The organism is Micromonospora sp. NPDC049662 (genome assembly GCF_040675055.1).
GTDB lineage: Bacteria > Actinomycetota > Actinomycetes > Mycobacteriales > Micromonosporaceae > Micromonospora.
Genome location: NZ_JBFAOC010000037.1, coordinates 14,476 through 39,220, shown reverse-complemented (window position 1 = coordinate 39,220; position 24,745 = coordinate 14,476). Strand labels below are relative to the sequence as shown.

Sequence of the window (24,745 nt, the reverse complement as noted above, 5' to 3'; positions counted from 1 at the left end):
GGAACGTGAGGGAGGTGGCACCCGTGAAGATCTTCACCTATGAGCGTCTGACGGCGATGCCGTCTGTCTGCGCTCCGCTGTCGACTGTCCGGGTGGCTCTTGTGGCTACCCGACCGTGGGCTTCGCAGGTGCACCAGGTTCAGACCGAGCTGAATCTGACCGTTGCGCCGAATGCCGGAGTCCAGGGGACCAGTGGCTTCACGGGCATGGGCATCGATGGCGCCAAGAAGCGTACGGATGTCCGCGGCGTTCCACCTCGAGGTAGACCGGTCTGAATCTCAGACACCGGCTCACCTCGAGGCCGCGGAACCCGATTACCGGGATCCGCGGCCTCAGTTTTTTGCCCCGCCGTAAGTACGTCGGAATGCGATCCACGAGATCGAAGTGAGAGAGAGGTGACCGGGAGATGAGTCTGGCGTTGGCCCCCATCGACGTGAGCGTCGAGTTGGAGGCGAACCTGCCCTGCCGGAAGTTCGACCCCGACCTGTGGTTCTCCGACTCGCCTGCCGAGCTCGAGCTGGCCAAGTCGCTCTGCGGGGACTGCCCGCTGCGCGTCGAGTGCCTGGCCGGGGCGGTGGAGCGAGCGGAGCCGTGGGGCGTGTGGGGCGGCGAGATCTTCGAGCGTGGCGCGGTCGTCCCGCGCAAGCGGCCCCGTGGCCGTCCGCGCAAGGAGGACGTCGCTCGTGACGCCGCGCTCCGGGTCGAGGCCGAGGCTCGCCTGGCGGCCAGTGGGCTGTCCGAGGTGCGAGGCGCGGTCCGGCTGGCAGCCTGACATGTTCCCGACCCGTTCCAACGACGCCGGTGTCACACCGGCAGTGAGTGAGAAGACGATGTTGAACGTTCCGAGTGGCGCCTACGAGATGCAACTACTCCACGAAGCGCTGACCAGGGCTCGAATGCGCCGGCCTCAGGCCGGTCGTACCACCACGAGCACTGAGGCAACCCGATCCGCCCGTACCGTCGCCATGAACAGCCGTCGCCAGTCGGCGCGCGACCTGGGCGTTCTCTAGTACCACCCCACGCAGAAGGGCGGGTGCCGACCGGCACCCGCCCTTCCCTTACGTCCTCAGGCGACCGGCGCGAAGCCGGGCAGCCAGCGTTCCAGGATGCTCCGGTACGGGGCCTTGGCCTCCAACTGGCAGAGCACCCCGATCGACCCGAGCGTCACCCGGTGGATGAGCAGGTACGACGGTGGCAGGTTGAGCTTCCGGCTCAACTGGTACGTGGGGGATCGGGGGCTGGCCAGCCGGGCCGCCTCGGCGCGTAGCCAGGCCCGGGTGAACCGGAACCCGTCGGCGGCGATGGGCTCCAGCATCGGGCGGAGGAAGTCGAGGACCCCCTCGGCGTCGATCTCGTCGGTGGCCCCGATGAACCCCTCGTCCCGCAGCCCCGCCACCACGCCGTCCGCGTCCCCGCGCAACGCCCGACCGGCGATGAAGCCGATCGGCTCCGGTGTGCCCTCCGGCATTCGGGCCACCGCGCCGAAGTCGATCACCCCGAGCCGTCCGTCGGGCAGGAGCCGGAAGTTGCCGGGGTGCGGGTCGGCGTGCAGCAGACCAGCCCGCTGGGGTGCGGACAGGTGCAGCGTGGCCATCAGTCGGCCGGCCTCGTCCCGCTGCTCCTCGCTGCCGTCCCGGATGATGTCGGCGAGCGGTGTGCCCGTCACCCACTCGGTGACCAGCACCCGGGGCGACGCGGAGACGACGCCCGGGATGTAGATCTCCTCGTCGTCGGCGTACGCGGCGGCGAAGGCCCGCTGCGACTCGGCCTCCAGTTCGTAGTCCAACTCCTCGGTGATCCGCTCGCGCAGCTCGACGAGGAGCGGCTTGACGTCGAGGCCGGGCTGAATCGCCCGGAACATTCCGCCGAGGCGGGAGAGCTGCTTGAGGTCGCCGAGCAGCGCGTCGCCGGCACCCGGATACTGGATCTTGACCGCCACGTCGCGGCTGTTCGGCTCGCCGGACGGGCCGTACCCCGGCTCCCGCCACCGTGCCCGGTGCACCTGCCCGATGCTCGCCGCGGCGGCCGGGGTGTCGTTGAACTCGACGAACCGGTCGCGCCAGTCCGGACCGAGCTGCTCGGCCAGCACCTTGTGCACGCTCGCGGCGGGCAACGGCGGCGCGGCCTCCTGAAGCTTGGTCAGCGCCTGTCGGTAGGGGGCGGCGATCTCCTCCGGCAGGGCCGCCTCGAAGACCGACAACGCCTGGCCGAACTTCATCGCCCCGCCCTTGAGCTGCCCCAACACGCTGAACAACTGCTCGGCGGTGCGCTGCTGGATCTCCGCCGAGATGACGTCGGAGGCGAGCCCGGTGACGCGCTTACCCATGCCGAGGACGGTCCGACCGGCGAAGCCGAGCGGCAGAGCGGCGAGCTTGGCGGTCCGGGACACGGCCCGGCGCGGGATGTCGGTCACTTCGCCATTGTTACCGACTTCAGGGGTCCGATGCTGCCGTGCGGCCGGGCTGGTGCGTACGCCCGGCGCCGCGAACACTCGCACGCCGGGTGCGGCGGCCAGCCCCGCCGCCGGAACCGGCCCGCGCCGGAAATCTCCACGGCGCCCCCCAGCGTCTCGGGCTGCCCGCCGTCGAGGTGGGCCAGGGCCTCCGCCACCGCGTATCCGATCGCCGCGAACAGTGTGCCGGTCGCGCCGGCGGTCACCGGCCGCGCCGCGGCCAGTTGAGCGGCGAGCCCTGGCCAGGCCGGGTCGCGGTCGGCCCGGTGCAGCTCGACGCAGCGCAGACACGGCCCGGCGGGCGGACGGACCAGCGGCCCGATCACCGGTACGCCCTCGCGGACGGTCACCATGAGGTGCGGCTGGCGGCGCTGGGCGAGACCGGCGGCGAGCAGCGCGGGCGGACGGTCCGCGCCGAACTGGATCACCAGATCCGTCCGGGCGGCCCGGACCGGGTGGGTGCCGGTGCCCGGCGCGACACGGTCGACCGCCGCCCGGATCGCCGGGGCCAGTGGCCGGCCCAACTCGGCAGCGGGAATGCCCGTCCCGATCAGGTCGATCGGTCGTACCGGGCCGCTGAGGTGCGGGATCACCTGGCCGACGCCGGCCTGGGCCAGCGCCAGCGCCAGCGGTCCGCCGAGGGCCCCGCCGCCGGTGAGCAGCACCCGGGCCGCCCGCCGACGGCGCAGGACCTGCGCCGGGGTGCCGGGTAACCGGGCTGCCGCCAGCGCCAACGCTCCGGCCTCGGCGGCGAGCCGGGCCCGGACCGGCCCGGCCAGGTCGCGGGGGAGCAGGGTGTGCGCCGGCACCAGCAGGCCCGCCGCGCGCAGGGCGTCCAGCAGCGTACGAGCGTCGTCGGCGGCAACCTGGGCGGCGCCGGCCTCGGTCAGTACGTCCCGCTCGCTGCGGGTGCCGTCCAGCAGATCGAGCAGGTGAGCGGTGCGCGGATTGGTCAGCTCCACCAGTACGGCGAGCCCGGGGCCAAGGCCGATCTGCAGGGTGTGCCGATCCCGCCAGAGCCGGCTCAGGCCGGGCAGCAGGGTGGGGCGAGGCAGCGGCGTACGACTCATGGTGACGAATCGTGACCGCATCCGTGCGCTCGGTCGATCGTTGTCCACAGGCGTCCAAGGCCGTATCCAGCCTTGTCCACAGGATCTGCGGGGTTATCCACAGGCCACTGCGCGTGCTGTCGGCCACCCGACAGAGTCACCTACGGGCGGAACGGCAACGGGGGCGGGACGGCCACTCCGCCGTCCCGCCCCCGCAGATCCGTACGGGTCAGACCTTCGCCTTGCCGAGAATCCGGTTCACTGTTGTGCCGCATACCGGACACTTGCCCTTGGCCATGTTCATGCCGGTCTTCGAGACCTCCACGTGCCCCTCGAAGTCCCGCTTCTCCTTGCACTTCACGCAGTAACCGTTGTAGGTCTGGGCCTGGTCGGCCACGGTGCCCTCCTCGTCTCGTCCGCCGGTCAATACGGTTCCGGCGGAATGCCCGGCGGCGGACCTCACGGGGCGCCGGCGCTGGGGCTTACTCCACGGCCACCTTCGTGACCGCTGGTTCGCGGACCCTACCCAGGTCTGGGCAGTTCCATGTCAGCTGTGCATCGTCACTGTGAGCAAGTCGACGTCGAGAGTGTGCATGGCGAATTAGGTCGGATAAGTCAGTTTGGCGGGGACACGCCGACCAAACCCTCACAGCCACCCCTGCGGGTGCCCCCGCGGCGGCGTCGAGCGCGGTGATCACCTACGGTGGAGGGGCGGACCGCGCGATGCCGCCGCCGGCGTACACGGTGGGTGACGAGACGGCGTGATGGCACCTCGGCGGTGGTCCGGTCAAGAAATTTTCGGGACGCCGGGCGACCAATCACCATTTTTTGGGCGCGTGTCGCGCGGTTGACTCTTGCGGACCCCTGGTCAGTACGCATTAGCTTTCCCTCGTGACACGTAGCCGAGGCTGCGCGGCCCAGTGATGGCGGGGACGCGTAAGCCGGTCGTCGAGGTACGGCGCAGCCAGCGTCGGCGACGCACGGTGTCTGCGTACCGTGACGGTGAGCGGGTGGTCGTCCTCATCCCGGACCAGTTCTCCCGGGCCGAGGAGAGCGAGTGGGTCGACCGCATGTTGGCACGGCTCGCCGCCCGCGAGGGTCGACTGGCCCGCTCCGACGACGAACTCGTCGCCCGGGCCAACCGGCTGATCGACCTCTACCTGGGCGGTTACGGCGAGAAGGCCGTGCCGGCCAGCGTCCGATGGGTCACCAACCAGAACGGCCGCTGGGGCTCCTGCACCCCCGCCGACCGCAGCATTCGCATCTCGCATCGCGTCCAGGACATGCCCGACTGGGTGATCGACTACGTGCTGCTGCACGAGTTGACCCACCTCATCGTGCCCAGCCACAACGCCCGTTTCTGGGGGCTCGTCGGCCGGTACCCCAAGTCGGAGCGTGCGCGCGGCTACCTGGAGGGCGTCGCCGCCGCATCCTGCGCCCCCGTCCCCACCTGACCCGCCCCTGGGCTCAGCCCAGCCGGTGACCTTGCCCGGCCTGACGCGCCTAGGGCCCTGTCCGGCTTGCGTGCCTGCCCGGCCTGCGTGCCTGCCCGGCCTGCGTGCCTGTCCGGCTTGCGTGCCTGTCCGGCTTGATCGACTCCGGTTCGCCGATGTTGGGGTGTCCTGGCGTCGGGATGCCCCGACTTCACCGGTGTGGAGTCGATCACCGGGCCCATCGGCCGACTAGGCCCGTCTGGGCTGGCGCAATGCGGCGGGCCGAGTCGTTGGGCTCGACGAGGCGGGCTCAGCGCGCGTTGGGCTCGGCGGGGTGGGGCTCGGCGCGCGTTGGGCTCGGCGGGGTGGGCGTCGGTGGGGTGAGTGAGGCGGTGGGTCGGGGCGTTAGGGTCGGGTCATGGCGCGGCGGGTGGTGGTGGTCATGTTCGGGCCGGTGCGGTGGTCGCCGCCGGGGATCGACCTGGCGGAGTGGCGGGCGGCGCTCGCCGAGGATGTCATCGACCTGGTCGCGACCCTCAATGAGGTGGACGTGGCCGTCGCCGTGACCCCGGCAGACCGTCCGCTGGCGGACGCGCTGGTCTGGCCCGGCACCGCGGTCCACGAGGTACCCGAGCCGACGCCGAACGCGGTGTTTGCCACGCTGGACGGCTACGACCAGGCGGCAGTGCTCGCGGGTGACGTGCCCGACCTGCCCGCGCTGACCGTCGGCAAGCTGTTGCGCCCGCTCACCACCCGGTCGGTCGCCGTCGCCCCGGCCGAGGGCGGCGGCCCGGGTCTGCTCGGAGTGGCCGTACGGCTGCCCGTGCCGCAGTGGTTGCCCCCGCTCGACTTTGACACCGCAATGCCGGCCGACGCCCGGGTCGGCGCCCCCCAGCCAGGGGACGTCGCCGTCACGGCCGGCTGGCGACGCCAGCGTGGCCCGGCCGACCTCGCCGCGCTGGACCCGGCCTTCGAAGGCTGGGAGGCCACCCGCTCGCTGCTGTCGGGCTCAAGCCGCCCCGCCTGATCGGCCCGCCTGATCGGCCCGCCGTCGCCGTGCCCGGTTGCCCCGCCTGGCCGCCGCGCCGTCGAGGCGTCGGCCGCCCCGCGCGGGGTTGTCGCGGGCGTGATCCAAGCGGATTCCCGGAAAGCGCGGCGTCCAGGCCGCGCGGACAACCCGCTTTCCAGGAAGCCGAGTGGATCATCAAGCCGCGCCGGGCGTGTGTCGGACGCCCGAGGCGCGCCGGGCGTGTGTCGGACGCCCGAGCTGCGCCGGGCGTGTGTCGGACGCCCGAGCTGCGCCGGGCGTGTGCCGGACGCCCGACTCGCGGGCGCCCGGCCTGGCCGCGTCAGCTCTTGGTGCCGCCGTCCGTGCCGCTGTCGCTGTCGTCGTTGTCGCCCTCGTCGTCGGACTCGCCCGGCGCCTTCTCGTGCGCGCCGCCCGGGGCGGTGAAGTCGAAGCTGTCCAGCTCGCTCAGGTCCATGTCGTTCATCGCGAACGCCACCGGGTCGGCGAAGTCGTCGTCCGAGGGGAGCAGATCCGGGTGGCCCCAGACGGCGTCCCGGCCCTCGATGCCGCGGTGCTGGGTGAGCGCCGCCCACAGGGCCGCCGCCTCGCGCAGCCGGCGCGGGCGCAGCTCCAGGCCGACGAGCGCCGCGAAGGTCTGCTCGGCGGGGCCACCGGCGGCCCGGCGGCGGCGGAACGCCTCGCCCAGCCGTACGACGTTGGGCAGCCGGTCGCCGGCGGCGCTGTCCACCACGTGGCACACCCAGCCCTCCACCAGGGCCAACGCGGTCTCCAGGCGGGCCAGCGAGGCCTTTTGCGCCGGAGTGTCCTCGGGGGTGAAGATGCCTTCCAGGGCGATCGCCTGCATCGACTCCGGGTCGGTCGGGTCGACCCGGCCCATCGCCTCCTCGATCGCCTCACGGTTGACCCGGATGCCAGCGGCGTACATCTCCACGGCGCTGAACACGTGCCCGCGCAGCCACGGAACGTGCTGGAAAAGCCGCTGGTGGGCGGCCTCGCGCAGCGCCACGTAGAGGCGTACCTCGTCCTCGGGAAGTTCCAGGCCCTCGCCGTACGCGCGGATGTTGGCCGGAATCAGCGCGGCCGTGCCGGCCGGGCCGAGCGGCAGCCCGATGTCACCGGCGGAGAGCACCTCCGCGGCGAGCGAGCCGAGGGCCTGCCCGAGCTGGCCGCCGAAGAGCGCGCCGCCGAGGGTGGCCACCATCGACTGCATCGGGCCGAGCTGGGCGCGCGCCTCCGGCGGCACCAGGTCACCCATCGCGCCGACCATCCGGCTGGCCACCGGGTCGCAGAGCTTGCGCCACACGTCGAGCGTCTTGAAGATCCACTCGTTGCGGTTCCAGGCGACCGGGGACTGGATGCCGGACGGCCACGACGTGGCCGGCTCCAACCACAGGTCGGCCAGGCGCAACGCCTCCTCGACGGCGTTGCGCTCGTACGGTGACACGGCCGGATCACCGGCGGCGGCGAGCTGGCTGGCCGCTACCTGCCGGGCCAGGTCCCAGTTGACCGGCCCGCTGCCCGGCGCCGAGAGCAGGTGCTGCAACTGCGACATGAACTGCTGCATCTGCGCGGGATCGTTGGGGTCTGGTGGTTGCCCACCCGGGAGCGCGAAACCGAACGGAATATCAGGCACGACCTCTACGGTACGCGCGCCGCGCCCCAGGTAGTCGCCGCTGGCGTTGCGCTGAGGGCGAAGTCGTGTGACGCATCCGTCGGACCGGCCGGTGGCGATCGGTACGCTCTGGCGCATGAGACGTCGTGGCCTGACGGTCCTGCTCGGTGCCCTGTTCACCGCCCTGCTGAGTATCGGGGTGCTCCGGGTGCCGATTCCGTACGTGGTGCTCGGCCCGGGCCCGACGGTCAACACGCTCGGGACGACCGACGGTAAGGAGGTCATCCAGGTCACCGGCCGGGAGACCTCCACGTCGGCGGGCCAGCTGCGGCTGACGACGGTGGGGGTGCAGCCGACGGTTCGGCTCCGCTCGGCGATCGCCGGCTGGTTCTCCGACGACGAGGCGGTGGTGCCGCGCGAACTGGTCTACCCGCCGGGGGAGTCGACCGAGCAGGTCGAGCAGCGCAACGCCGAGGACTTCAAGGTGTCGCAGACCAGCGCCGAGACCGCCGCGCTGCGGGAACTGGGCTTCCCGGTGCAGGTGGTGATCAAGACGGTCGCGGCGGACGGCCCGTCCGCCGGGACGCTCAAGGTCGGCGACGTGGTCACCTCGGTCGACGGTCAGCCGGTGCCGGTGGCTGCCAAGGTCACCGAGTTGATCCGGGCCAAGCCGGCGGGTACGGCGTTGACCATCGGTTACACGCGCGACGGCACGCCGGCCACCGCGACGGTGACCAGCCGGGAGCAGGACGGTCGACCGCGCATCGGCGTCGAGATCGACCAGCAGCAGCCGCACCCGTTCACGCTCGGCATCGACCTGGAGGACATCGGCGGGCCGAGCGCCGGTCTGATGTTCGCCCTGGGCATCGTGGACAAGCTGACCCCGGCCGACCTCACCGGCGGAAAGGTCATCGCGGGCACCGGCACCATCGACGACGAGGGCACCGTCGGTCCGATCGGCGGAATCGCCCAGAAGCTGGTCGGCGCGAAGCGGGCCGGGGCCAAGGTCTTCCTGGTGCCGGCCGACAACTGTGCCGAGGCGGTCCGTAACCCGCAGCCCGACCTGCCGTTGCTGAAGGTGGGTTCGCTGGACGAGGCGCTGACCGCGTTGGAGACGCTGCGCGCCGGTGGTCAGCCGACCCGCTGCTGACCCGTGTGACCGTGCCCCGACACGCTCAGGAACAACCCGTACTCTGGGTGCCTGATCGGAGCCGATCACATCGAGCGTGCGGAGCCAACAGTGGTAATGCGTAGCAGCAGCCCTCTGCCGAGGATGAGCCGGCGCGGCCGGGTCACCATCGCCGTCCTGGTCGGGGTGTTCGTGCTCTTCACCCTGCTCGGTTGGGGTGTCCAGGCCTGGACCGACTGGCTCTGGTTCGACGAGGTGCGCTACACCGAGGTCTTCACCGGTGTGCTCGTCACCCGACTGCTGCTCTTCGCAGTCATCGGCCTCGGCATGGCGGTGGTCATCGGCGGCAACCTGTGGCTGGCGTACCGGCTGCGGCCGCGACTGCGACCGCACTCGGCGGAGCAGGCCACGCTGGAGCGCTACCGGATGGCGCTCAGCCCGCGTCTCGGCACCTGGATCGCGTTGATCGCCGCCGTGATCGGCCTCTTCGCCGGGCTGTCCGCCCAGAGTCGGTGGGACCAGTGGCTGCTGTTCCGCAACGGCGGTGACTTCGGTGCCGTCGATCCGGAGTTCGGGGTGGACATCGGCTTCTACGTCTTCCAGCTCCCGTTCTGGCGCTACCTGCTCGGGGTCGGCTTCACCGCCGTGGTGCTGGCGCTGATCGGCGCGCTGGCGGTGCACTACCTCTTCGGCGGGGTCCGCCTCCAGGGCGTCGGGGACCGGATGAGCAACGCAGCGCGCGCGCACCTGAGCAGTCTCGTCGCGGTTTTCGTCCTGCTCAAGGCCCTCGCGTACGTGCTGGACCGGCGGGCGATGCTGCTCGAGTACAACGAGGGCGCCAAGCTGTACGGCGCCGGCTACGCGGACGTCAACGCGCTGCTGACGGCGAAGGAGATCCTGGCGTACATCTCGGTCGTCGTGGCCATCGCGATCGTCGTGTTCTCCAACGCCTGGATGCGGAACCTGGTGTGGCCGGGCATCTCGCTCGCCCTGCTGGGCGTCTCCGCGGTGGCGATCGGCGGCATCTACCCCTGGGCGGTGCAGACCTTCGAGGTGAAGCCGAGTGCCAAGGACAAGGAGGCGCCGTACATCCAGCGCAGCATCGACGCGACGCGGGCGGCGTTCGGGTTGGGCAACACCGAGACCACCCCGTACGCGGCGAGCAACCTCACCCCACCGGCGAACCTGGCCACCGACACGTCCGTCGTGTCCAACGTGCGCCTGCTCGACCCGCAGTTGGTCAGCGAGACGTACACCCAGCTCCAGCAGGTCCGGGGCTTCTACGACTTCGGCCCCAAGCTGGACATCGACCGGTACGGGGTGAACGGCAAGACGTCCGACTACGTCGTCGGTGTTCGCGAGATCAACTACGGCGAGTTGACCGACCAGCAGAACACCTGGATCAACCGGCACACCGTCTACACCCACGGGTACGGCCTGGTGGCCGCCCCGGCGAACCAGGTGGTGTGCGGCGGGCAGCCGTTCTTCGTCTCCGGCTTCCTCGGCGAGCGGACCCAGGAGGCGTGCTCCTCGCAGACCGAGCAGATCCCCGCCAAGCAGCCGCGCATCTACTACGGCGAGCGGATGGCCGCCGACGACTACGCGATCGTCGGGCAGTCCGACCCGAACAAGAAGGCCGAGTTCGACAGGCCCGTCGGTGAGGGCGGCGGCGAGTCCTACACCTACACCGGCGAGGGCGGCGTCAAGCTCGATTCCTTCTCGCGACGGCTCCTCTACGCCATCAAGGAGCAGGAGTCGAACTTCCTGCTCTCCGAGGCGGTCAACAAGGACTCCAAGCTGCTGTACGTGCGCAACCCGCGGGACCGGGTCGAGAAGGTCGCGCCCTTCCTCACGCTGGACGGTGACCCGTACCCGGCGGTGGTCGACGGTCGGGTGCAGTGGATCGTCGACGGCTACACGACGGCCGCCACCTTCCCGTACGCCGAGCGCGTCAACCTCCAGGTCGAGACGACCGACGAGCTGACCAACCGGGGCACCTTCCAACTGGCCCGGGAGAACGTCAACTACATGCGCAACTCGGTGAAGGCCACCGTCGACGCGTACGACGGCACCGTGACGCTCTACGAGTACGACGACACCGACCCGGTGCTCAAGGCGTGGAACAAGGCGTTCGGCGGTGACCTGATCAAGCCGAAGGCGGACATCCCGGTCGAGTTGAACGAGCACTTCCGCTACCCGGCGGACATGTTCAAGGTGCAGCGGAACCTGCTCACCAAGTTCCACGTGACCAACCCGGGTGACTTCTACTCCGCGCAGGACTTCTGGCAGGTGCCGAACGTGCCGGACGCGCCGGACAGCGGGCAGAAGCAGCCGCCGTACTACCTGTTCACCCAGTTCCCCGGGCAGGAGAGCCCTCGGTTCCAGCTCACCTCGGCGGTCACCCCGAACGGCCGGCAGAACCTGGCCGCGCTGATCTCCGGGTCGTACGTCGACGGCAAGCCCCGGCTGGAGGTGCTGGAGTTGCCGGACCAGACCCGGATCTCCGGGCCGGTGCAGGTGCACCAGCAGATGACCAACAACGCGAACATCCGTCAGCAGCTCAACCTGCTCTCCAGCAACCAGGCGCAGGTGCAGTACGGCAACCTGCTGTCACTGCCCTTCGCCGACGGGATGCTCTACGTCGAGCCGGTCTACGTGAAGAGCAACCAGCAGGACGCGTACCCGCTGTTGCAGAAGGTGCTGCTCTCCTACGGTGACGGCGGCTCGTTCGTGGCGCTCGCCGACAACATCAACGACGGCATCAAGCAGTTGGTCGATCAGGGTAAGAAGGCCGGGCAGGGCACCTCGCCGCCGCCCACCACGGGTGGCAACCCGACCAGCCCGTCGCCGGGCGCGACGCCGAGCGCGACCCCGAGCGCGACGCCGAGCGCGACCCCGACGCCGGGCGGCACCGCCCCGCCGGCCGGCGATCTGGCCGTCGCCGCGGACCGGGTGCAGTCCGCCATCACGGAGGTTCGCGCCGCGCAGACCTCCGGGGACTTCGAACGGTACGGCCGCGCGCTGAAGGCGCTGGACGAGGCGTTGACCGCGTTCCAGCAGGCGCAGCAGGCGAGCGGCGGCGCGCCCCCGCCGTCCGGCACCCCGAGCGCCACGCCGGGCGGCTGACCAGCCGCTCGTCAGGCACACCGGAGCCCTCGACGTCGGACCCCCGGGTCCGGACGTCGGGGGCTCCGTCGCATCCGTACGGTATGCCGGCCTGTCGCCTCTCCGACACGCTTTGTCCAGCCGAGCCGCAACCCCGGCCGGCCCCCTGCCGTCCTTGATGCATCGGGGGCGGACAAGGGGGCAGTCGTGAGGGACGCACAGAGCTTCGACGATTTCTACCGGGGCACCGTCCGGCGGATGATCCGGTACGGCTACGCGGTGACCGGTGACCACACCGAGGCGCAGGACGTCGTGCAGGAGGCGTTCGCGCGGGCCTGGCGGCAGTGGGGGCGGCTCGCCGAGCACCCGGCGCCCGAGGCATGGCTGCGACTGGTGGTCTCCCGGTTGGCGAACGACCGTTGGCGGCACCTGCACCGTCGGCGGGTCCTGCTGAGCCGCAGCGGTCCGCCGCCGACCGCGCCCCCACCGGGTGAGGACGGGGTGCTGCTCGTGAGCGCGCTCCGTCAACTGCCGGCCGCGCAGCGACAGGCGCTGGCTCTGCACTACCTCTTCGACATGTCGGTCGAGGAGATCGCCCGGGAGGCCGACGTGCCGGTCGGCACCGTCAAGTCCTGGTTGTCCCGCGGCCGGTGCCGGCTGGCCGTACTGCTGCCCGACGTCCACATCGACGAACTGGAGGCGAACGATGTCCGCTGAACTCTCCGACCTGTACCGATCGCTCACCGTCGCCGTGGACGACGTGACGGTGGCACCTCCCGAGGTGGTCCGGCGGCACGCCGACCGGCGGGCCCTGGTCCGAGCGGCGGGTAGCGCGCTGGCGGTGGCGGTGCTGCTCGGTGGGGTCGCCGTCGGCGGACGCCTGGCGTTCCCCGTGGACGGGTCCGTGCCGCTGCCGCCACCGGCTGACACGCCGGCCCCGCCGTCGGTCGCGGGCAGTTCCACGCCCACCCCGTCGGCGTCCGCGCCGCCCACGCCGCAATCGTCGTCCCCGACGCCGTCGCACACCACCGCAGGGGGTACGCGGTCGGGCGCGCCCACCGGCCAGGCCACCGCCCACGCGCCCACCTCGATCCCGGACCGGGCCTTCTTCGTCCTGGCGGCCGCCAACCGGACCGGTCTGGAGTCGACCGCCGCGGGGCCGGTCCTGCCGACGCTGTGCGGCGCCCGGTACGCCAGCGAGTCGGCGGTGGTGCAGCGCCGTGCCCGGTCGATCGCCTACAAGCGGCCGGAGACCCCGGCCGGGAATGTGCCGGACGGCAGTTACCGGCACAGCATCACCATCTACCGTCCGGGCCGCGCCGACGACGCGCTGCGGGAGCTGCGGCAGGCCGTGCGCGCCTGCCCCGAGCAGAAGATGCCCGACGACACCAGGGTCTGGCGGCAGCGACTCCTGGACCCGGGTGCGTACGGCGACGAGTCGGTGCTGTTCGAGCTGCGGGCCCCGTACCCGGCGGGCATGGGCGACCCGGGCGCGTACGAGGTGCGGCTGGTCCGGGCGGTCCGGGTCGACGACGTGGTGACGGTGCTCTGGGAGCAGGGCTGGGAGTACACCGCCGCCGAGCGCGCGCAGGTGGACGCCGACAGCCGGCGTGCGGTGGCGGCGATCGAGAACTGGCTGGGCTGACGGCGGTATCGGAGTCGCTTTGCGGTGCCCCGGGTCGGTGCGCTACGGTTAGCGAGCCGACGCGGGGTGGAGCAGCTCGGTAGCTCGCTGGGCTCATAACCCAGAGGTCGCAGGTTCAAATCCTGTCCCCGCTACGAGAGAAAGCCCGTCTCCGATCTTCCGGAGGCGGGCTTTCGTCATTGGCGCGTCCGCTCGCGCGGTTGCCCGGTGGGGCGACCCCCCGCTGATCATCGCCGGGACGAGTGGGTTAAGCTTTAACAGCCGACGCGGGGTGGAGCAGCTCGGTAGCTCGCTGGGCTCATAACCCAGAGGTCGCAGGTTCAAATCCTGTCCCCGCTACCACGAGGTACGACAAGAACCCGGTTCCCGCACAGGGACCGGGTTCTGTCGTTCCGGTCGACGTCGCCGCCGTCGCGGGCGGGGGCCGGCGCGAACCGGCCCCCGCGCACATGTCACCGCAGGCCGAAGGCCCGCATGACGGTCTGGGTGACGCCACCGCCGTTACGCTGCTTGGCGGTGACCCGGATCGACACGTACCCGGCCCGGCCCGGCGCGTTCAGGGCCGCCGTCCAGGTGCCCCCGCGCTCCTTGAGGCTCTGCCGTTGCCAGGTGCGTCCGTCGTCGTACGACACCTCGAGGCCGAGCGAGGAGACGCCGTCCTTCGCGGCCGTGCTGCCCACCACCACCGGGGTGATGGTGAGGTCGTTCCGGCGCGGCGCGCGGCCCGCCAGGTCCACGTCCGTGCCGTAGTCCAACTGGACCAGCGGCATCGCCTGCACGTCCGTGCCAGCGACAGCGGCGGAGAAGAAGGTCCAGTCGGTACGCGTGCTCGACGAGTACGGGCTGAACTCCGGCTTGGTCTCCGTCTCGACGACCAGCCGGTACGGTGACCGCTGCGCCGGCAGTTCACCGGCGAACAGCTCCGGCCAGTTCTCGAACTGCACCAGTTGCCGGTCGCCCTGGTAGAACGAGATTCGTTGCAGCATCGCGGCCCCGCCGCTGTGCGCGGATCCCCCGTCGCCGAACCCCTGGATGTAGGCGCTGATCCCGAACTCGCCCCGGAACGGGATGTCGTACGTCAGCAGGCGTGGCCGCGTGATGGGCCCGAACCAACGGTCCTTCTGGACGCTGCCCGGCCGGTAGGCGATCTCATCCGTGTACGACCGCCCCCAGTTGAGGACGTCGGCGAACTGCTTCCACCGGACGCCGTCGCCGGCGGAGACCCAGTCGGTACGTGGTCCCGGGGCCACCGGCTGGAAGCGGAACCCGCGAGCGGCCGCCCACTCGTACGGCGGGAAGTCCGTCCGGGTCTCGGCGGCCTGCTGGCCGGGTGGTGGGGCGAACACCAGGTCGATCCGGGCGAGGTGCTTCGGGTCGGTCCTGGGCGACGGGTCGACGGGTACGCCGCCACGATGGTAGTCGACCAGGTCGTACAGGTACCGCGACGAGGGGTGGGCGGTGACGGTGAGGCGTACCCCCTTGCGGCCGGCGGCGGTGATCTTGCCGATCAGGCTCTCGCCGTCGCCCGCGATCAGTGACGCGACCGGGAGCGGCCCGTTCGTCGTACCGTCGGATTCTCCATACCACTCGCTGGCGCGGCCCTCGCCGTCGTTGACGACCAGGAGCAGCGCCGCGCCGGCGGCGGTCGCCGCCTTGACCCGGTCCGACGGGGACACGGCGTCGTCGCGTCGGACGACGACCGCCTTGCCGCGGGCCGAGACCCCGGCGTAGTCCGCCGTCGCGCCGGTGCCGGCGAAGACGGCGTCCAGGCGCGTGGTGCCGTCGGTCAGCGGGCGGGCGCCCGGCTGTGCGAGTGGGTCACCGGTACGACGGCCATCGTGACTGATCTCCAGTGGCGTCTGCTCCGCCCGGATCCGGGTGGTGAAGACGAAGCTGCCCTCCCGCACCGTGCCCCTGGTGGGGAGCGCCCACAGACTGTCGTAGGTGGCGCCGGGCCAGAACGTCTCGCGCAGGGCGCTCGCGTCGCTGGGCGTCGGCTCGCGCGAGGTGAACGAGCGGTAGACGTCGATGCGGCTGTTGGTGACGGCGGTCGGCTGCGCTGTCGCCACCTTCACCTGACGGGCCGCCGAGGCGTCGAGTACGACGACCCGGTTGGTCGTCAGCTCGACCTCGGGCACGGTCAGCATCGCGAGGCCGAGGGAGCCGTCGCCGTGCAGGCCCTCGACGTCGACCGCGCCGACCACGGTGTAGGAGCCGGGGGCCCATCGGCTGACGAGTTTTCCATCCCGTACCCACATGAAGGTGGAGACGCCGTCGGCGCTGACGATCTCGACCTCACCGCTCATCGGCCGGCCGCTGCGGTCCCTCAGGTGGATCGTGAGGTCGTACTTCCTGGACTCCACCGCGATCCCGACGGCCGTGTGCACGGCACCGGCCGCGTGGCGGGCGGTGATCCGGGCGGAGTACCGGCCGGGGGTCAGCGCCTTCGGGTCCACCACGACGTCGACTGTCGAGGTGCCCCCCGCCGGTACTGTCACCTGGCTGGCACCGACCGCGAACGTCGTGGCGGGGGCGTCGGCGCCCTCGACAGCGAGCGCCAAGGTGATGGCGCTGCCCGTGGTGTTGGTGTAGGTGATCTTCCGAGTGATCGGCTTCGGCTGCGCGCCGGGCGACCACGGGACGAGTCCGGCGTCGACCGATCCGGTCGCGATGATCTGGTCCTGGTGGTAGGCGGCGGCCACGTTCACCCGACCACTACCGGCCCGGTAGGCGCTGTAGTCGGGCGTGGGCACGCTGGTGCCCATGAGGGCGTCCTTGATCTGGCTGGCGCTCCAGGTGGGGTGCTTCTGCGCCAGCAGGGCGGCGGCTCCGGCGACGTGCGGCGCCGCCATCGAGGTGCCGCTGTCCAGACGGTAGAACCCCTCGCCCCACTCGATGTGCTGCGAGCGCGCCGCCAGCACGTCGACGCCGGGGGCGGTCAGGTCGGGCTTGAGGCCGTCGTCGATCATCCGGGGCCCGGCGCTGGAGAAGTCGGCCAGGTGGTCGGTGGCGTCCACCGCGCCGATGGTGAGCGCGGCGTCCGCGGTCCCGGGCGCGCCCAGGGTGTACGGGTCGGGACCGCTGTTGCCGGCCGAGACGACGAAGAGCGCGCCGGTCTCGGCGGTCAGTTGGTTGACGGACTGGCTCAGTGGATCGTCCTGGCTGTGCCAGGCGCTGACGCCCAGGCTCATGTTGATCACCTTGGCGTGTTCGGTCCGTGCCGCCCACTCCATGCCGGCGATGATCCCGGAGATCGAGCCGCTTCCGAAGTCGTCGAGGACCTTGCCGATCACCAGGTCGGCGTCGGGGGCGACACCCCGCTCCCGACCGTCCGACGCGGCGCCCGTCCCGGCGACCGTGGAGGCCGTGTGGGTGCCGTGCCCGTTGCGGTCGATGACGTCCTGGCCGGGGATGAAGCTTCGGGACGCCACGATCCGGTTCACCAGGTCCGGGTGGGTCGTGTCCACTCCGGTGTCCAGCACGGCCACCCGTACGCCGCTGCCCGTCCCACCGGCGGCCCAGGCCGCCGGCGCGCCGATCTGAGCGGTGGTGTCGGCGAGGGCGGCCTTCGCCCTGCCATCGAGCCACACCTTGTCGATGCCGGCCGTGAAGGAGGGCGTCGCGGTGTCGGCGGCGCGGGCCGTCGACGCCGTCCCGCCGGGCTGGCGGCCGCCGGTGAGGGCCGACCAGAATTCGGCGGCCCGTGGGCGGTGGGCGCGGATCGCCTGGCCACGGACCGACGGCAGGTCCAGCGTGGTCTCCGCGCCCGGCAGGTCGGTGCGGCTCCGCAGCGCCGCCGAGCCCGCGGTGCGGGTGACGACCAGGGGGAGCGCGTCGGCCCGCGCGTCGTCGAAGCCCTGGGCGACGAGCTGGGTGACGTCGAAGAGTTGCTTGTCGAGGCGACCGGTGGCCAGGTACGGCAACGCCTCGTCCGGATACACGTAGGTGTCGCGGCCCTCGGTGGCGATGCGTACGGCGCCGGTGGCGCCCGGGGCGCGGACGACGTCCACGGTGGGCGTCGTGCCGTTGCGCCCGGGGGTCACCGTGACACGGTCGCCGGTGACGAGCGTGACCGTCACGGGTGCGGCCGCGGCGTCAGCCGCCCGGCCCGGCGGCGCCGTCGGGGGTGGGGACGCCGGAGCGCCGTGGGCCGTCGTTGGGGTGACGAGAGCGGTGACGAGGGTGACGCCCACCGCTGCTGCCGCAGATCTTCGGGTGAGAGAGAGCCGCACAGTGCCTCCTGAGATGACCAGTTGCCGAATCCGATCATCTGGATGGATCGATGTAAAGATCATCTCTTTTACCGTGTGGTTGCGGGCGCATTGCGCGGCCCGCCGTGCCCGGTCCCGTGAATTTGGCGTCTACCGCCGTGCCGAGGTTGCGCCCTTCGGCGAGGATGGGCGCATGTCTTCCTTCGGCAAGTGGTGGGGCCGGCTCAGCGCGGTCCTCGGTGCGGTGGTCCTGGCGGTCTTCGTGCCGGTCGCGGCCTGGGCGTCCACGGGGGCCGGCGAGGTGGTGGTGGAGGCCGCGCGGCGGCGCTCCCGTGGTGGCGGCTTCGGCTTCCTCGGTCTGCTCTGCTGCCTCGTGGTGGTCGCGATCATCGTGTTCCTGGTGCTGCGCCTCACGCGTAACCGTCGCGGCGGCCCGCCGCGCTGATCCGTCGCGCTCGTGGGCTGAGCCCGACCCGTCGCGCTGACGACCCGGGCTCAGCCCGCCAGGGCGCCGATGGCCTGGGACAGGAAGCGGGCGGTGGCCTCTCGGGTACCGTCCCGTCGGACCCGGACCCGCTCGGCGGCGGTGACCAGCAGGGTGCGTACCTTGGCGTGGCCCTTCGGTGGCGGTGACGGCGCCGGCCCGAGCTGATCGGCCAGGCTGTCCCCGAGAGCGGCGGCGCGCTGCTGGGCCGGGTCGGTGATGCTGCCCTGGGTGTACCGGCGAACGGCGAGACTGGGGTTGAGGCCCCGCTCGTGGCCGAGGACCGTGCCGGCCTCGCCGTTGGTGGTCAAAAAGTTGATCACGTCGGCCACGGTGTCCGGGTGGCGGGTGCCCCGGAAGCCGGCCCAGTACATCGACGCGCGTGCCCACTGGGCGCCCGGCGGCCCCGGGAAGCCCACCACGCCCAGCTCGGAGTCGGTGAGTCGTTGCAGCTCCGGCAGTTGGTGGGACCAGGCGAAGGACGCGGCCGTCAACCCGGTGACCACCGGCTGCCGGGACGGCTCCCCGCTGTCGGCCTGCTCGACGAGGGCCGCGCCCGGCGTCGCCCGGCCGGCGCGGGCCCGCTGCCACAGCTCGAACCAGGCGATCAGCTCGTCGGCGCCGAAGCCCAGCTCCCGACCCCGGTAGAATTCGCCGCCCTGGGACCGGAGCCAGAGCCAGAGGGCGCGGTAGTCGCCGGACGCGTCCATCGTGCCGGCCACCTGGTCGTCGCTGGCCTCGGTGACCAGCTGCGCCCAGGCGATGTAGTCCGCCCAGGACATTCCGCCACGCGGTTCGGGCACCTGTAGCTCGCGCAGCAGGTCCCGGTTGAAGACCACGGCGGCGAGTGTCTGCCCGGCCGCGACCCCCGTCGTCCGCCCGTCCACCGTGCCGTACCGGACCAGACCCTCCGGCAGGCCACGCAGGTCCAGTCGGTGATCGGCGATCGGCTGGCTCAGGTCGAGCGTGATCTGGCGTTGGGTGTACTCGGCCAGCATCGAGTCGTCGAGCTGGATCAGGTCCGGGACGTTCCCGCCGGCCGCCTGGGTGGCGAGCCGCTCGTAGTAGCCGTCGACGCCCTGCCAGGTCACCCGGAAGGTGACCCCCGGGTTGCGCTCGGAGTACAGCCGGAGGACCTTCTCCGTCAGCTCGGCCCGCTTCGCCCCGCCCCACCAGAAGACCGACAGCTCGACCGGGCCGTTCCCGGTCGAGGTGTCGGCGCCGTCGCTGCACCCGGCCAGGCCGCCGGTGGCCAGCAGGGGAGCGCCGAACAGCGCGGTGAGCACCCGGCGTCGGCCCGGGTCGGCGGCAAACCGGTTGATCGGGGGACGAACAGCGGACACGGGGTCTCCTGGCACCGACGGACGGGGGTCGGACCATTCACGCAGGCGGCGCAGGAGGGTGTCAACGTCCGTCCGGTCACCCCGGTCGGCCCGTGGGCCCAGGGGTGGCCGGACGGACCCGGCGGCGTCACGTGGTGTACTAGGGCACGTGGAACTTCTGCACTCGGGCAAGGTCCGGGACGTGTACGCCGACGGCGACGACCTGATCCTGGTCGCGTCGGATCGCATCTCGATCTACGACGTGCCGTTGCCGACACCGATCCCGGACAAGGGTCGACTGCTCACCGCGCTCTCGTTGTGGTGGTTCGAACAGCTCGCCGACCTGGTGCCGAACCACGTCATCTCGGCCACCGACGTGCCGGCCGAGTTCGCCGGCCGGGCGATCCGCTGCCAGCGGCTCGACATGGTCCCCGTCGAGTGTGTCGCCCGCGGCTACCTGACCGGCGGCGGCCTGCGCGAGTACGAGCGCACCGGAACGGTCTCCGGCGTACCGCTGCCCCGAGGGCTCGGCGAGGCGTCGATCCTGCCCGAGCCGATCTTCACCCCGTCGAGCAAGGCGCCGGCCGGCGAGCACGACGAGCCGATCACGTACGACGACGTGGTGGCCAAGGTGGGCCAGGAGACCGCCGAGCGGCTGCGGCAGATCACCCTCGACATCTACCGGCGCGGGGCCGAACTGGCCGCCGACCGGGGCATCCTGATCGCCGACACCAAGATTGAACTGGGTTGGGCGTCGGACGGCACCCTGGTGCTCGCCGACGAACTGCTGACCTCTGACTCGTCGCGGTTCTGGCCCGCCGAGTCGTACCAGCCGGGCCGTGTGCAGTTCTCCTACGACAAGCAGTACGTGCGGGACTGGGCCACCGGTAGCGGCTGGAACAAGCTGCCGCCCGCGCCGGACGTACCCGCCGAGGTCGTCGAGGCGACCCGGGCCCGCTACGTCGAGGTGTACGAGAAGCTCACCGGCAACCGCTGGGAGTGACCGCGCCGGCCTGGGACCCTCAGTGGTTCCAGGCGTCGTTCCCGAACAACCTCGACCACAGGTTGTCGACCACGCCCGAGGTGCCGTAGACGGTGTCTCCGTCGCCGTCCGTGCCGGCCGGCGCGACCTGGGTGCCGCCTCCGTACACCAGGTAGCCGGGGCCGGTCGGGGAACCGACCGCGTGTCGGGCGCCGCTGTGGATGCCGTACCCCACGAAGTCGCGCTCCCACTTGGACAGGAACCCGGCGGCGACATTGTCGAGCCCGTCGACGGTGGCCTGGACCAGATCCTTGAGCACCCCGACGTCGCCGCTGCCCAGGTGGGTGCCGACGTCGAACGAGGCGGCACCCGCGATGGCCGCCGCCCCGCCGGTGGCGATCGCCTCGGCCATCGTCTCGATCCCCTTGAGGAAGCTGAGCGCCGAGGCGGCGAACGAGTTCGCCGTCGCCAGGGCGGACGCCGCAGCCGGTGCGCCGACGACGGTTGCCCCGGCCGCCGCGATGAAGGCGGCGAAGACCGCCAGGATGGTGGACACCACCGCGTACGCCACGACGAGGCAGAGTAGGGCGGCTCCGACGCAGAGCATGGTGACGCCCACGGTGACCGTGAGGACCTGGGTGCCGACGATCTGCGTTCCGTACGCGTTGATGTGCACCCCGAACGCTTCGCGGTCCTTGCCGCTCCACTGGGCCGCGGTCAGGGTCGCGAGGGCGTCGTCGAGGTTGCCGTGGGCGGTGCCGAGTTGGTCGTACATGGCCAACCAGTCGCCGCCCTTGCGCATGATCGTCTCGGGGTCGCACTGGTTGAAGTAGACGATCTGGGCGATCGGCCAGGCGGCGGGGATGACCGCGGCGGCCAGGCTGATCTCCGTCATCGCGAGTTTCGCGGCGGCTGCGGGGTAGGTGGGGTCTGCCATGTCGGTCTCCGGCGTCCTCAGCGGGGAGCGATGGTGCTGGCGGTCTCGGCGGCCTCCCAGTTGTCCGCCGTACGGCCCAGCCGGGACCGGACCTCAGCGAGGTGCTCGCGCTTGGTGCGCAACTGCTCCTCGACGAACTCGATCGCGCCGACGTAGGCGACCGCGAGCTGCGGCACCACCGAGGTGAAGTTGCTGTGTTCGATGGCGCGGGCGGACTCCAGCAGTTCGGCGCAGGCGTCGAGGGGCGGCCCGACCTGACGCTCGATCGTGTCGCCGAGCGCGCGGATCGCCGGCGGGTCAACCTCGATCATCGACTCTCCCCGTGTACGTGATCGATGTTCATGGTGCCGGAGCGCGGACAGCCTAACAGGATCATGGATGGGCGTGAGTGCCCGTCGCTGGTAGCCTGCGAACCATGGCAGCCGGACGTTCCGCGTCGACGCCCCCCGAGGACTACCTGACCCGGATGGCCCGCCGACCGCGCTGGCAGCGGGTTATGGTGCCGATCCTCATGCTCCTGGTCCTGCTGGTGCTGCCCATCGGCCTCGGCCGCAACCTGATCGGCGCCGAGCGGGTGAGCATCCAGGTCGAGTCCTGTGACAACGGTGGTCCCAAGGGGACCCAGCGGTGCCGGGGCACCTGGAACATGTCCGACGGAAGGGTGGTCAGCGGCCCGGTGGGCGGCGGCTCGTTTCACACCGGCGACCGGGTCGACGGCTGGGCCAACGGCGACCGGGCCACCGCCAGCCTGATGGCCTGGCTCATCGCCCCGCTGATGGTGGGCGCGGTCCTGTTGGCGGTGACGGTGGCGCTCGCCGTCGTCTTCCTGCGGGCGGGCGTGCAGCGGGTGCGGCGCGGCCGCTGACCCGCTCCTGGGCTGGCGCCCTCAGACCCCCAGTTGACGCCGCAGCCGTTCCAGCATCTCCGTGCTCTCCCGGAGCGGCCCGCTGACCATGTCGTTGAGCTGCGCCAGCTTCGCCTGCGCTGCCGCCGGGTCGTGGAGCACCGCCGCAGGGCCGGCCGGGCCACCCAACTCACGCATCACCTCGTTGGTCGCCCGCGCCAGGTCGGCCCGCGCCTCGCGCAGGAGGCCGGCGACCAGCTCCGACAATTCGGCGGCGGGCAGTCTCAGGGCCCGTGGGTCGAGGTGTAGTTCCCGCGCCGGGTCGTCGGCGGTGCAGGTGACGCGCACCAACCCGTTCTCGCTCTCGGCGTGACCGGTCAACCCGGTCAACCGTTCGCGCAGCTCCTCGCCGCGGCTCAACTGCTCGCGCATCCGCGCCGACAGTTGCGCCATCACGTCCGGATTCGGTGTGCCGCCGATCGGCCCGCTCATCGTGTCCCTCCCGCTGTCGTCGATGTGACCGGCCGACGGTACCCACCACGGTCCACCCATGGGGGATCGGACCACTGTGGAGCGCGAATCAGCCCAGGCTCACAAAGATCCCGACGCCGACCAGCAGCACGGTCACGCTGACGGTGAGCAGCGAGACGAACGGGACCAGCACCGAGGACCTTCCGACGATGCTCGGCGACTCGACGAGGATCCGGTTCGGACGCTCGGGTTCGTACACCACGGTGACCGGCCCGGGCGCGGCCGAGAGCGGGGTCTGCCGGAAGCGCCCCGGCGTCGCGGTCACCTCGGTCCCGTCGACCAGTCGGTACCGCACCACCGGGTAGTAGGTGCGGGGACCGTTCCCCCGGGTCACCGGACGCAGTTCCACCACCTCACCCGGCGTTCGTACGCCCCGGCGCAGCAGACCGAGGTCGCGCCGGAACCGGACGAGGGCGTACGCGCTTCCGGCCAGGCCGAGGCCCGCCAGGATCGCCAGGACCACCTGCGGCATGACTCACTCCTCCCAGTCGAGCGTGCGCTGGACGGCCTTGCGCCACTGACGCAACTCCCGCTCACGCAGCTCGGCGGCCATCGTCGATTCCCACCGCGCGTCGGAGCGCCACTGCGCGCGCAGGGTGGCGAGGTCGGGCCAGAAGCCCACCGCCAGGCCAGCGGCGTACGCGGCGCCCAGGCAGGTGGTCTCGGTGATCCGGGAGCGGACCACCGGGACGTCGAGCACGTCGGCGAGGAACTGCATGAGCAGCGTGTTGGCGGTCATCCCGCCGTCCACCCGGAGTCGGCGCAGCGCCACGTCGGAGTCGGCGTCCATCGCGTCGACCACCTCGCGGGTCTGCCACGCCGACGCCTCCAGCGCCGCCCGGGCCAGGTGCCCCTTCGTGATGTAGCCGGTCAGGCCGGCGATCACCCCCCGCGCGTCGCTGCGCCAATGCGGGGCGAACAGGCCCGAGAACGCCGGCACGACGTAGCAGCCGCCGTTGTCGTCAACGGTGCGGGCCAGGTCCTCCACCTCGGCCGCGGAGGAGATCAACCCGAGGTTGTCCCGCAGCCACTGCACCAGCGATCCGGTGACCGCGATGGCGCCCTCCAGGGCGTACGCCGGTGGTTGGTCCTTGATCCGGTAGGCGACCGTGGTGAGCAGGCCGTGCGTGGACGGCACCGGGGTGGCGCCCGTGTTGAGCAGGAGGAAGCTGCCGGTGCCGTAGGTGCACTTGGCCTCGCCGGGCTGGAAGCAGGTCTGCCCGAACAGGGCGGCCTGCTGGTCGCCGAGCGCGCTGGCCACCGGCACCCCGGCAAGCACGCCGGTGGCCGTCCCGTACACCTCGGCCGAGCAGCGGATCTCGGGCAGCATCGCGGCGGGCACGCCCAGCGCGTCGAGCAGCTCCGGAGCCCAGTCGAGGGTGGTGAGGTCCATCAGCAGGGTCCGGCTGGCGTTGGTCACGTCGGTGACGTGCTCACCGGTGAGCTTCCAGATCAGCCAACTGTCCATCGTGCCGAACAGCACCTCGCCGCGCTCCGCGCGCTCGCGTAGGCCGTCGACCTCGTCGAGCAGCCATCGCAGTTTCGGGCCGGCGAAGTAGGTGGCCAGTGGAAGACCCGTGCGGGCCCGGAACCAGTCCTCGCCGTACGCCGAGGCGAGCTCGCGCAGCAGCGGGCCGGTGCGGGTGTCCTGCCAGACCACGGCGTTGGCTATCGGCCGGCCGGTGGCCCGGTCCCAGACGACGGTGGTCTCCCGCTGGTTGGTGATGCCCACGGCGGCGAGCCCCGACGGATCGACGCCGGCGGACCGCAGCGCCTCGGCGACCACCCGCTGGACGTTGTCCCAGATCTCCTCGGCGTCGTGCTCCACCCACCCGGGGCGGGGAAAGATCTGCCGGTGCTCGCGCTGGGCCGCGGCGACGATCTCCCCGGCGGCGTCGAACACGATGCACCGCGAGGAGGTGGTGCCCTGGTCGATGGCGGCGACGTACTGGGGGGTCACGGCAGCACCGTACCCGCAG

At 71.7% G+C, this 24,745-nt stretch carries 22 protein-coding genes and 2 tRNA genes; 13 read left to right on the top strand and 11 right to left on the bottom strand.

Translation table 11 applies throughout. From position 1 onward, the window contains the following. Positions 1-23 precede the first annotated feature (23 nt). Both AB0J36_RS24110 and AB0J36_RS24105 read left to right on the top strand, forming a co-directional pair. Positions 24-275, top strand: a complete 252-nt coding sequence (locus AB0J36_RS24110; protein ID WP_357125966.1) for a hypothetical protein — start codon at positions 24-26, stop codon at positions 273-275. A gap of 131 nt (positions 276-406) precedes the next feature. Continuing rightward, positions 407-772: a WhiB family transcriptional regulator gene (locus AB0J36_RS24105; RefSeq protein ID WP_355050569.1), complete on the top strand. Its 366-nt coding sequence runs from the start codon at positions 407-409 to the stop codon at positions 770-772. Between the two features lie 294 nt (positions 773-1,066). On the opposite strand, the gene AB0J36_RS24100 is transcribed toward AB0J36_RS24105, so the two are convergent. The 3 genes from AB0J36_RS24100 to AB0J36_RS24090 all read right to left on the bottom strand — a co-directional run bounded on the left by AB0J36_RS24100 (position 1,067) and on the right by AB0J36_RS24090 (position 3,898). Then, positions 1,067-2,413: an AarF/ABC1/UbiB kinase family protein gene (locus AB0J36_RS24100; protein ID WP_357125961.1), complete on the bottom strand. Its 1,347-nt coding sequence runs from the start codon at positions 2,411-2,413 to the stop codon at positions 1,067-1,069. Then, positions 2,410-3,522 carry a hypothetical protein gene (locus AB0J36_RS24095; protein ID WP_363661142.1) on the bottom strand — a complete coding sequence of 371 codons (1,113 nt, stop codon included), beginning with the start codon at positions 3,520-3,522 and terminating at the stop codon, positions 2,410-2,412. The genes AB0J36_RS24100 and AB0J36_RS24095 overlap by 4 nt, the downstream gene beginning before the upstream one ends. Positions 3,523-3,730: 208 nt before the next feature. Then, on the bottom strand, positions 3,731-3,898 hold the full coding sequence (locus AB0J36_RS24090) for a DUF5679 domain-containing protein (protein WP_007464795.1): 168 nt from the start codon (positions 3,896-3,898) through the stop codon (positions 3,731-3,733). 526 nt (positions 3,899-4,424) lie between these two features. Here AB0J36_RS24090 and AB0J36_RS24085 point away from each other — a divergent pair. After that, positions 4,425-4,955, top strand: a complete 531-nt coding sequence (locus AB0J36_RS24085; RefSeq protein ID WP_357125955.1) for a M48 family metallopeptidase — start codon at positions 4,425-4,427, stop codon at positions 4,953-4,955. Positions 4,956-5,352: 397 nt separating this feature from the next. Beyond that, positions 5,353-5,961, top strand: a complete 609-nt coding sequence (locus tag AB0J36_RS24080; protein WP_357175353.1) for a hypothetical protein — start codon at positions 5,353-5,355, stop codon at positions 5,959-5,961. A 322-nt stretch (positions 5,962-6,283) separates the two neighbouring features. On the opposite strand, the gene AB0J36_RS24075 is transcribed toward AB0J36_RS24080, so the two are convergent. Continuing rightward, a complete protein-coding gene (locus tag AB0J36_RS24075) occupies positions 6,284-7,597 on the bottom strand; it encodes a zinc-dependent metalloprotease (RefSeq protein ID WP_357125949.1) in 1,314 nt (437 codons plus the stop codon). A gap of 115 nt (positions 7,598-7,712) precedes the next feature. Here AB0J36_RS24075 and AB0J36_RS24070 point away from each other — a divergent pair, with 115 nt between their 5' ends. The 6 genes from AB0J36_RS24070 (at position 7,713) to AB0J36_RS24045 (ending at position 13,797) form a co-directional block, all read left to right on the top strand. After that, positions 7,713-8,726, top strand: coding sequence for a PDZ domain-containing protein (locus tag AB0J36_RS24070; RefSeq protein ID WP_357125946.1), 1,014 nt, complete (start codon positions 7,713-7,715; stop codon positions 8,724-8,726). A gap of 96 nt (positions 8,727-8,822) precedes the next feature. After that, positions 8,823-11,831, top strand: a complete 3,009-nt coding sequence (locus tag AB0J36_RS24065) for a UPF0182 family protein (protein WP_363661141.1) — start codon at positions 8,823-8,825, stop codon at positions 11,829-11,831. Positions 11,832-12,017: 186 nt separating this feature from the next. After that, positions 12,018-12,527 (top strand): SigE family RNA polymerase sigma factor, encoded by a 510-nt coding sequence (locus AB0J36_RS24060; RefSeq protein WP_357125941.1) that lies wholly within the window; start codon positions 12,018-12,020, stop codon positions 12,525-12,527. After that, a complete protein-coding gene (locus AB0J36_RS24055) occupies positions 12,517-13,455 on the top strand; it encodes a hypothetical protein (protein WP_357125938.1) in 939 nt (312 codons plus the stop codon). The genes AB0J36_RS24060 and AB0J36_RS24055 overlap by 11 nt, the downstream gene beginning before the upstream one ends. A 60-nt stretch (positions 13,456-13,515) precedes the next feature. Beyond that, positions 13,516-13,589: transfer RNA gene (locus AB0J36_RS24050), tRNA-Met, on the top strand. Positions 13,590-13,720: 131 nt separating this feature from the next. Next, a tRNA-Met gene (locus tag AB0J36_RS24045) sits at positions 13,721-13,797 on the top strand. Positions 13,798-13,907: 110 nt separating this feature from the next. On the opposite strand, the gene AB0J36_RS24040 is transcribed toward AB0J36_RS24045, so the two are convergent. Next, positions 13,908-17,687 (bottom strand): S8 family serine peptidase, encoded by a 3,780-nt coding sequence (locus tag AB0J36_RS24040; RefSeq protein WP_357397480.1) that lies wholly within the window; start codon positions 17,685-17,687, stop codon positions 13,908-13,910. Positions 17,688-17,859: 172 nt separating this feature from the next. Between AB0J36_RS24040 and AB0J36_RS24035 the strand changes: the two genes are divergently transcribed. After that, positions 17,860-18,111 carry a hypothetical protein gene (locus tag AB0J36_RS24035; protein WP_357125931.1) on the top strand — a complete coding sequence of 84 codons (252 nt, stop codon included), beginning with the start codon at positions 17,860-17,862 and terminating at the stop codon, positions 18,109-18,111. Between the two features lie 50 nt (positions 18,112-18,161). On the opposite strand, the gene AB0J36_RS24030 is transcribed toward AB0J36_RS24035, so the two are convergent. Then, positions 18,162-19,493, bottom strand: coding sequence for an extracellular solute-binding protein (locus AB0J36_RS24030; RefSeq protein ID WP_357125928.1), 1,332 nt, complete (start codon positions 19,491-19,493; stop codon positions 18,162-18,164). A gap of 148 nt (positions 19,494-19,641) precedes the next feature. On the opposite strand from AB0J36_RS24030, the gene AB0J36_RS24025 reads away from it, so the two are divergent. After that, positions 19,642-20,475 carry a phosphoribosylaminoimidazolesuccinocarboxamide synthase gene (locus tag AB0J36_RS24025; RefSeq protein WP_357175338.1) on the top strand — a complete coding sequence of 278 codons (834 nt, stop codon included), beginning with the start codon at positions 19,642-19,644 and terminating at the stop codon, positions 20,473-20,475. 19 nt (positions 20,476-20,494) lie between these two features. On the opposite strand, the gene AB0J36_RS24020 is transcribed toward AB0J36_RS24025, so the two are convergent. Both AB0J36_RS24020 and AB0J36_RS24015 read right to left on the bottom strand, forming a co-directional pair. Then, complete coding sequence (locus tag AB0J36_RS24020; protein ID WP_357125922.1) at positions 20,495-21,391, bottom strand: hypothetical protein; 897 nt, start codon at positions 21,389-21,391, stop codon at positions 20,495-20,497. A 17-nt stretch (positions 21,392-21,408) separates the two neighbouring features. Then, positions 21,409-21,702, bottom strand: coding sequence for a hypothetical protein (locus AB0J36_RS24015; protein WP_357125918.1), 294 nt, complete (start codon positions 21,700-21,702; stop codon positions 21,409-21,411). Positions 21,703-21,806: 104 nt separating this feature from the next. Between AB0J36_RS24015 and AB0J36_RS24010 the strand changes: the two genes are divergently transcribed. Then, positions 21,807-22,256 (top strand): hypothetical protein, encoded by a 450-nt coding sequence (locus tag AB0J36_RS24010; protein ID WP_355050553.1) that lies wholly within the window; start codon positions 21,807-21,809, stop codon positions 22,254-22,256. 21 nt (positions 22,257-22,277) lie between these two features. On the opposite strand, the gene AB0J36_RS24005 is transcribed toward AB0J36_RS24010, so the two are convergent. The 3 genes from AB0J36_RS24005 to glpK all read right to left on the bottom strand — a co-directional run bounded on the left by AB0J36_RS24005 (position 22,278) and on the right by glpK (position 24,726). Continuing rightward, positions 22,278-22,727: a YbaB/EbfC family nucleoid-associated protein gene (locus AB0J36_RS24005; RefSeq protein ID WP_357125914.1), complete on the bottom strand. Its 450-nt coding sequence runs from the start codon at positions 22,725-22,727 to the stop codon at positions 22,278-22,280. Between the two features lie 88 nt (positions 22,728-22,815). Then, positions 22,816-23,238: a DUF3592 domain-containing protein gene (locus AB0J36_RS24000; protein ID WP_357175336.1), complete on the bottom strand. Its 423-nt coding sequence runs from the start codon at positions 23,236-23,238 to the stop codon at positions 22,816-22,818. Positions 23,239-23,241: 3 nt separating this feature from the next. Beyond that, positions 23,242-24,726, bottom strand: a complete 1,485-nt coding sequence (gene glpK / locus AB0J36_RS23995) for a glycerol kinase GlpK (RefSeq protein ID WP_357125908.1) — start codon at positions 24,724-24,726, stop codon at positions 23,242-23,244. Positions 24,727-24,745 lie beyond the last annotated feature (19 nt).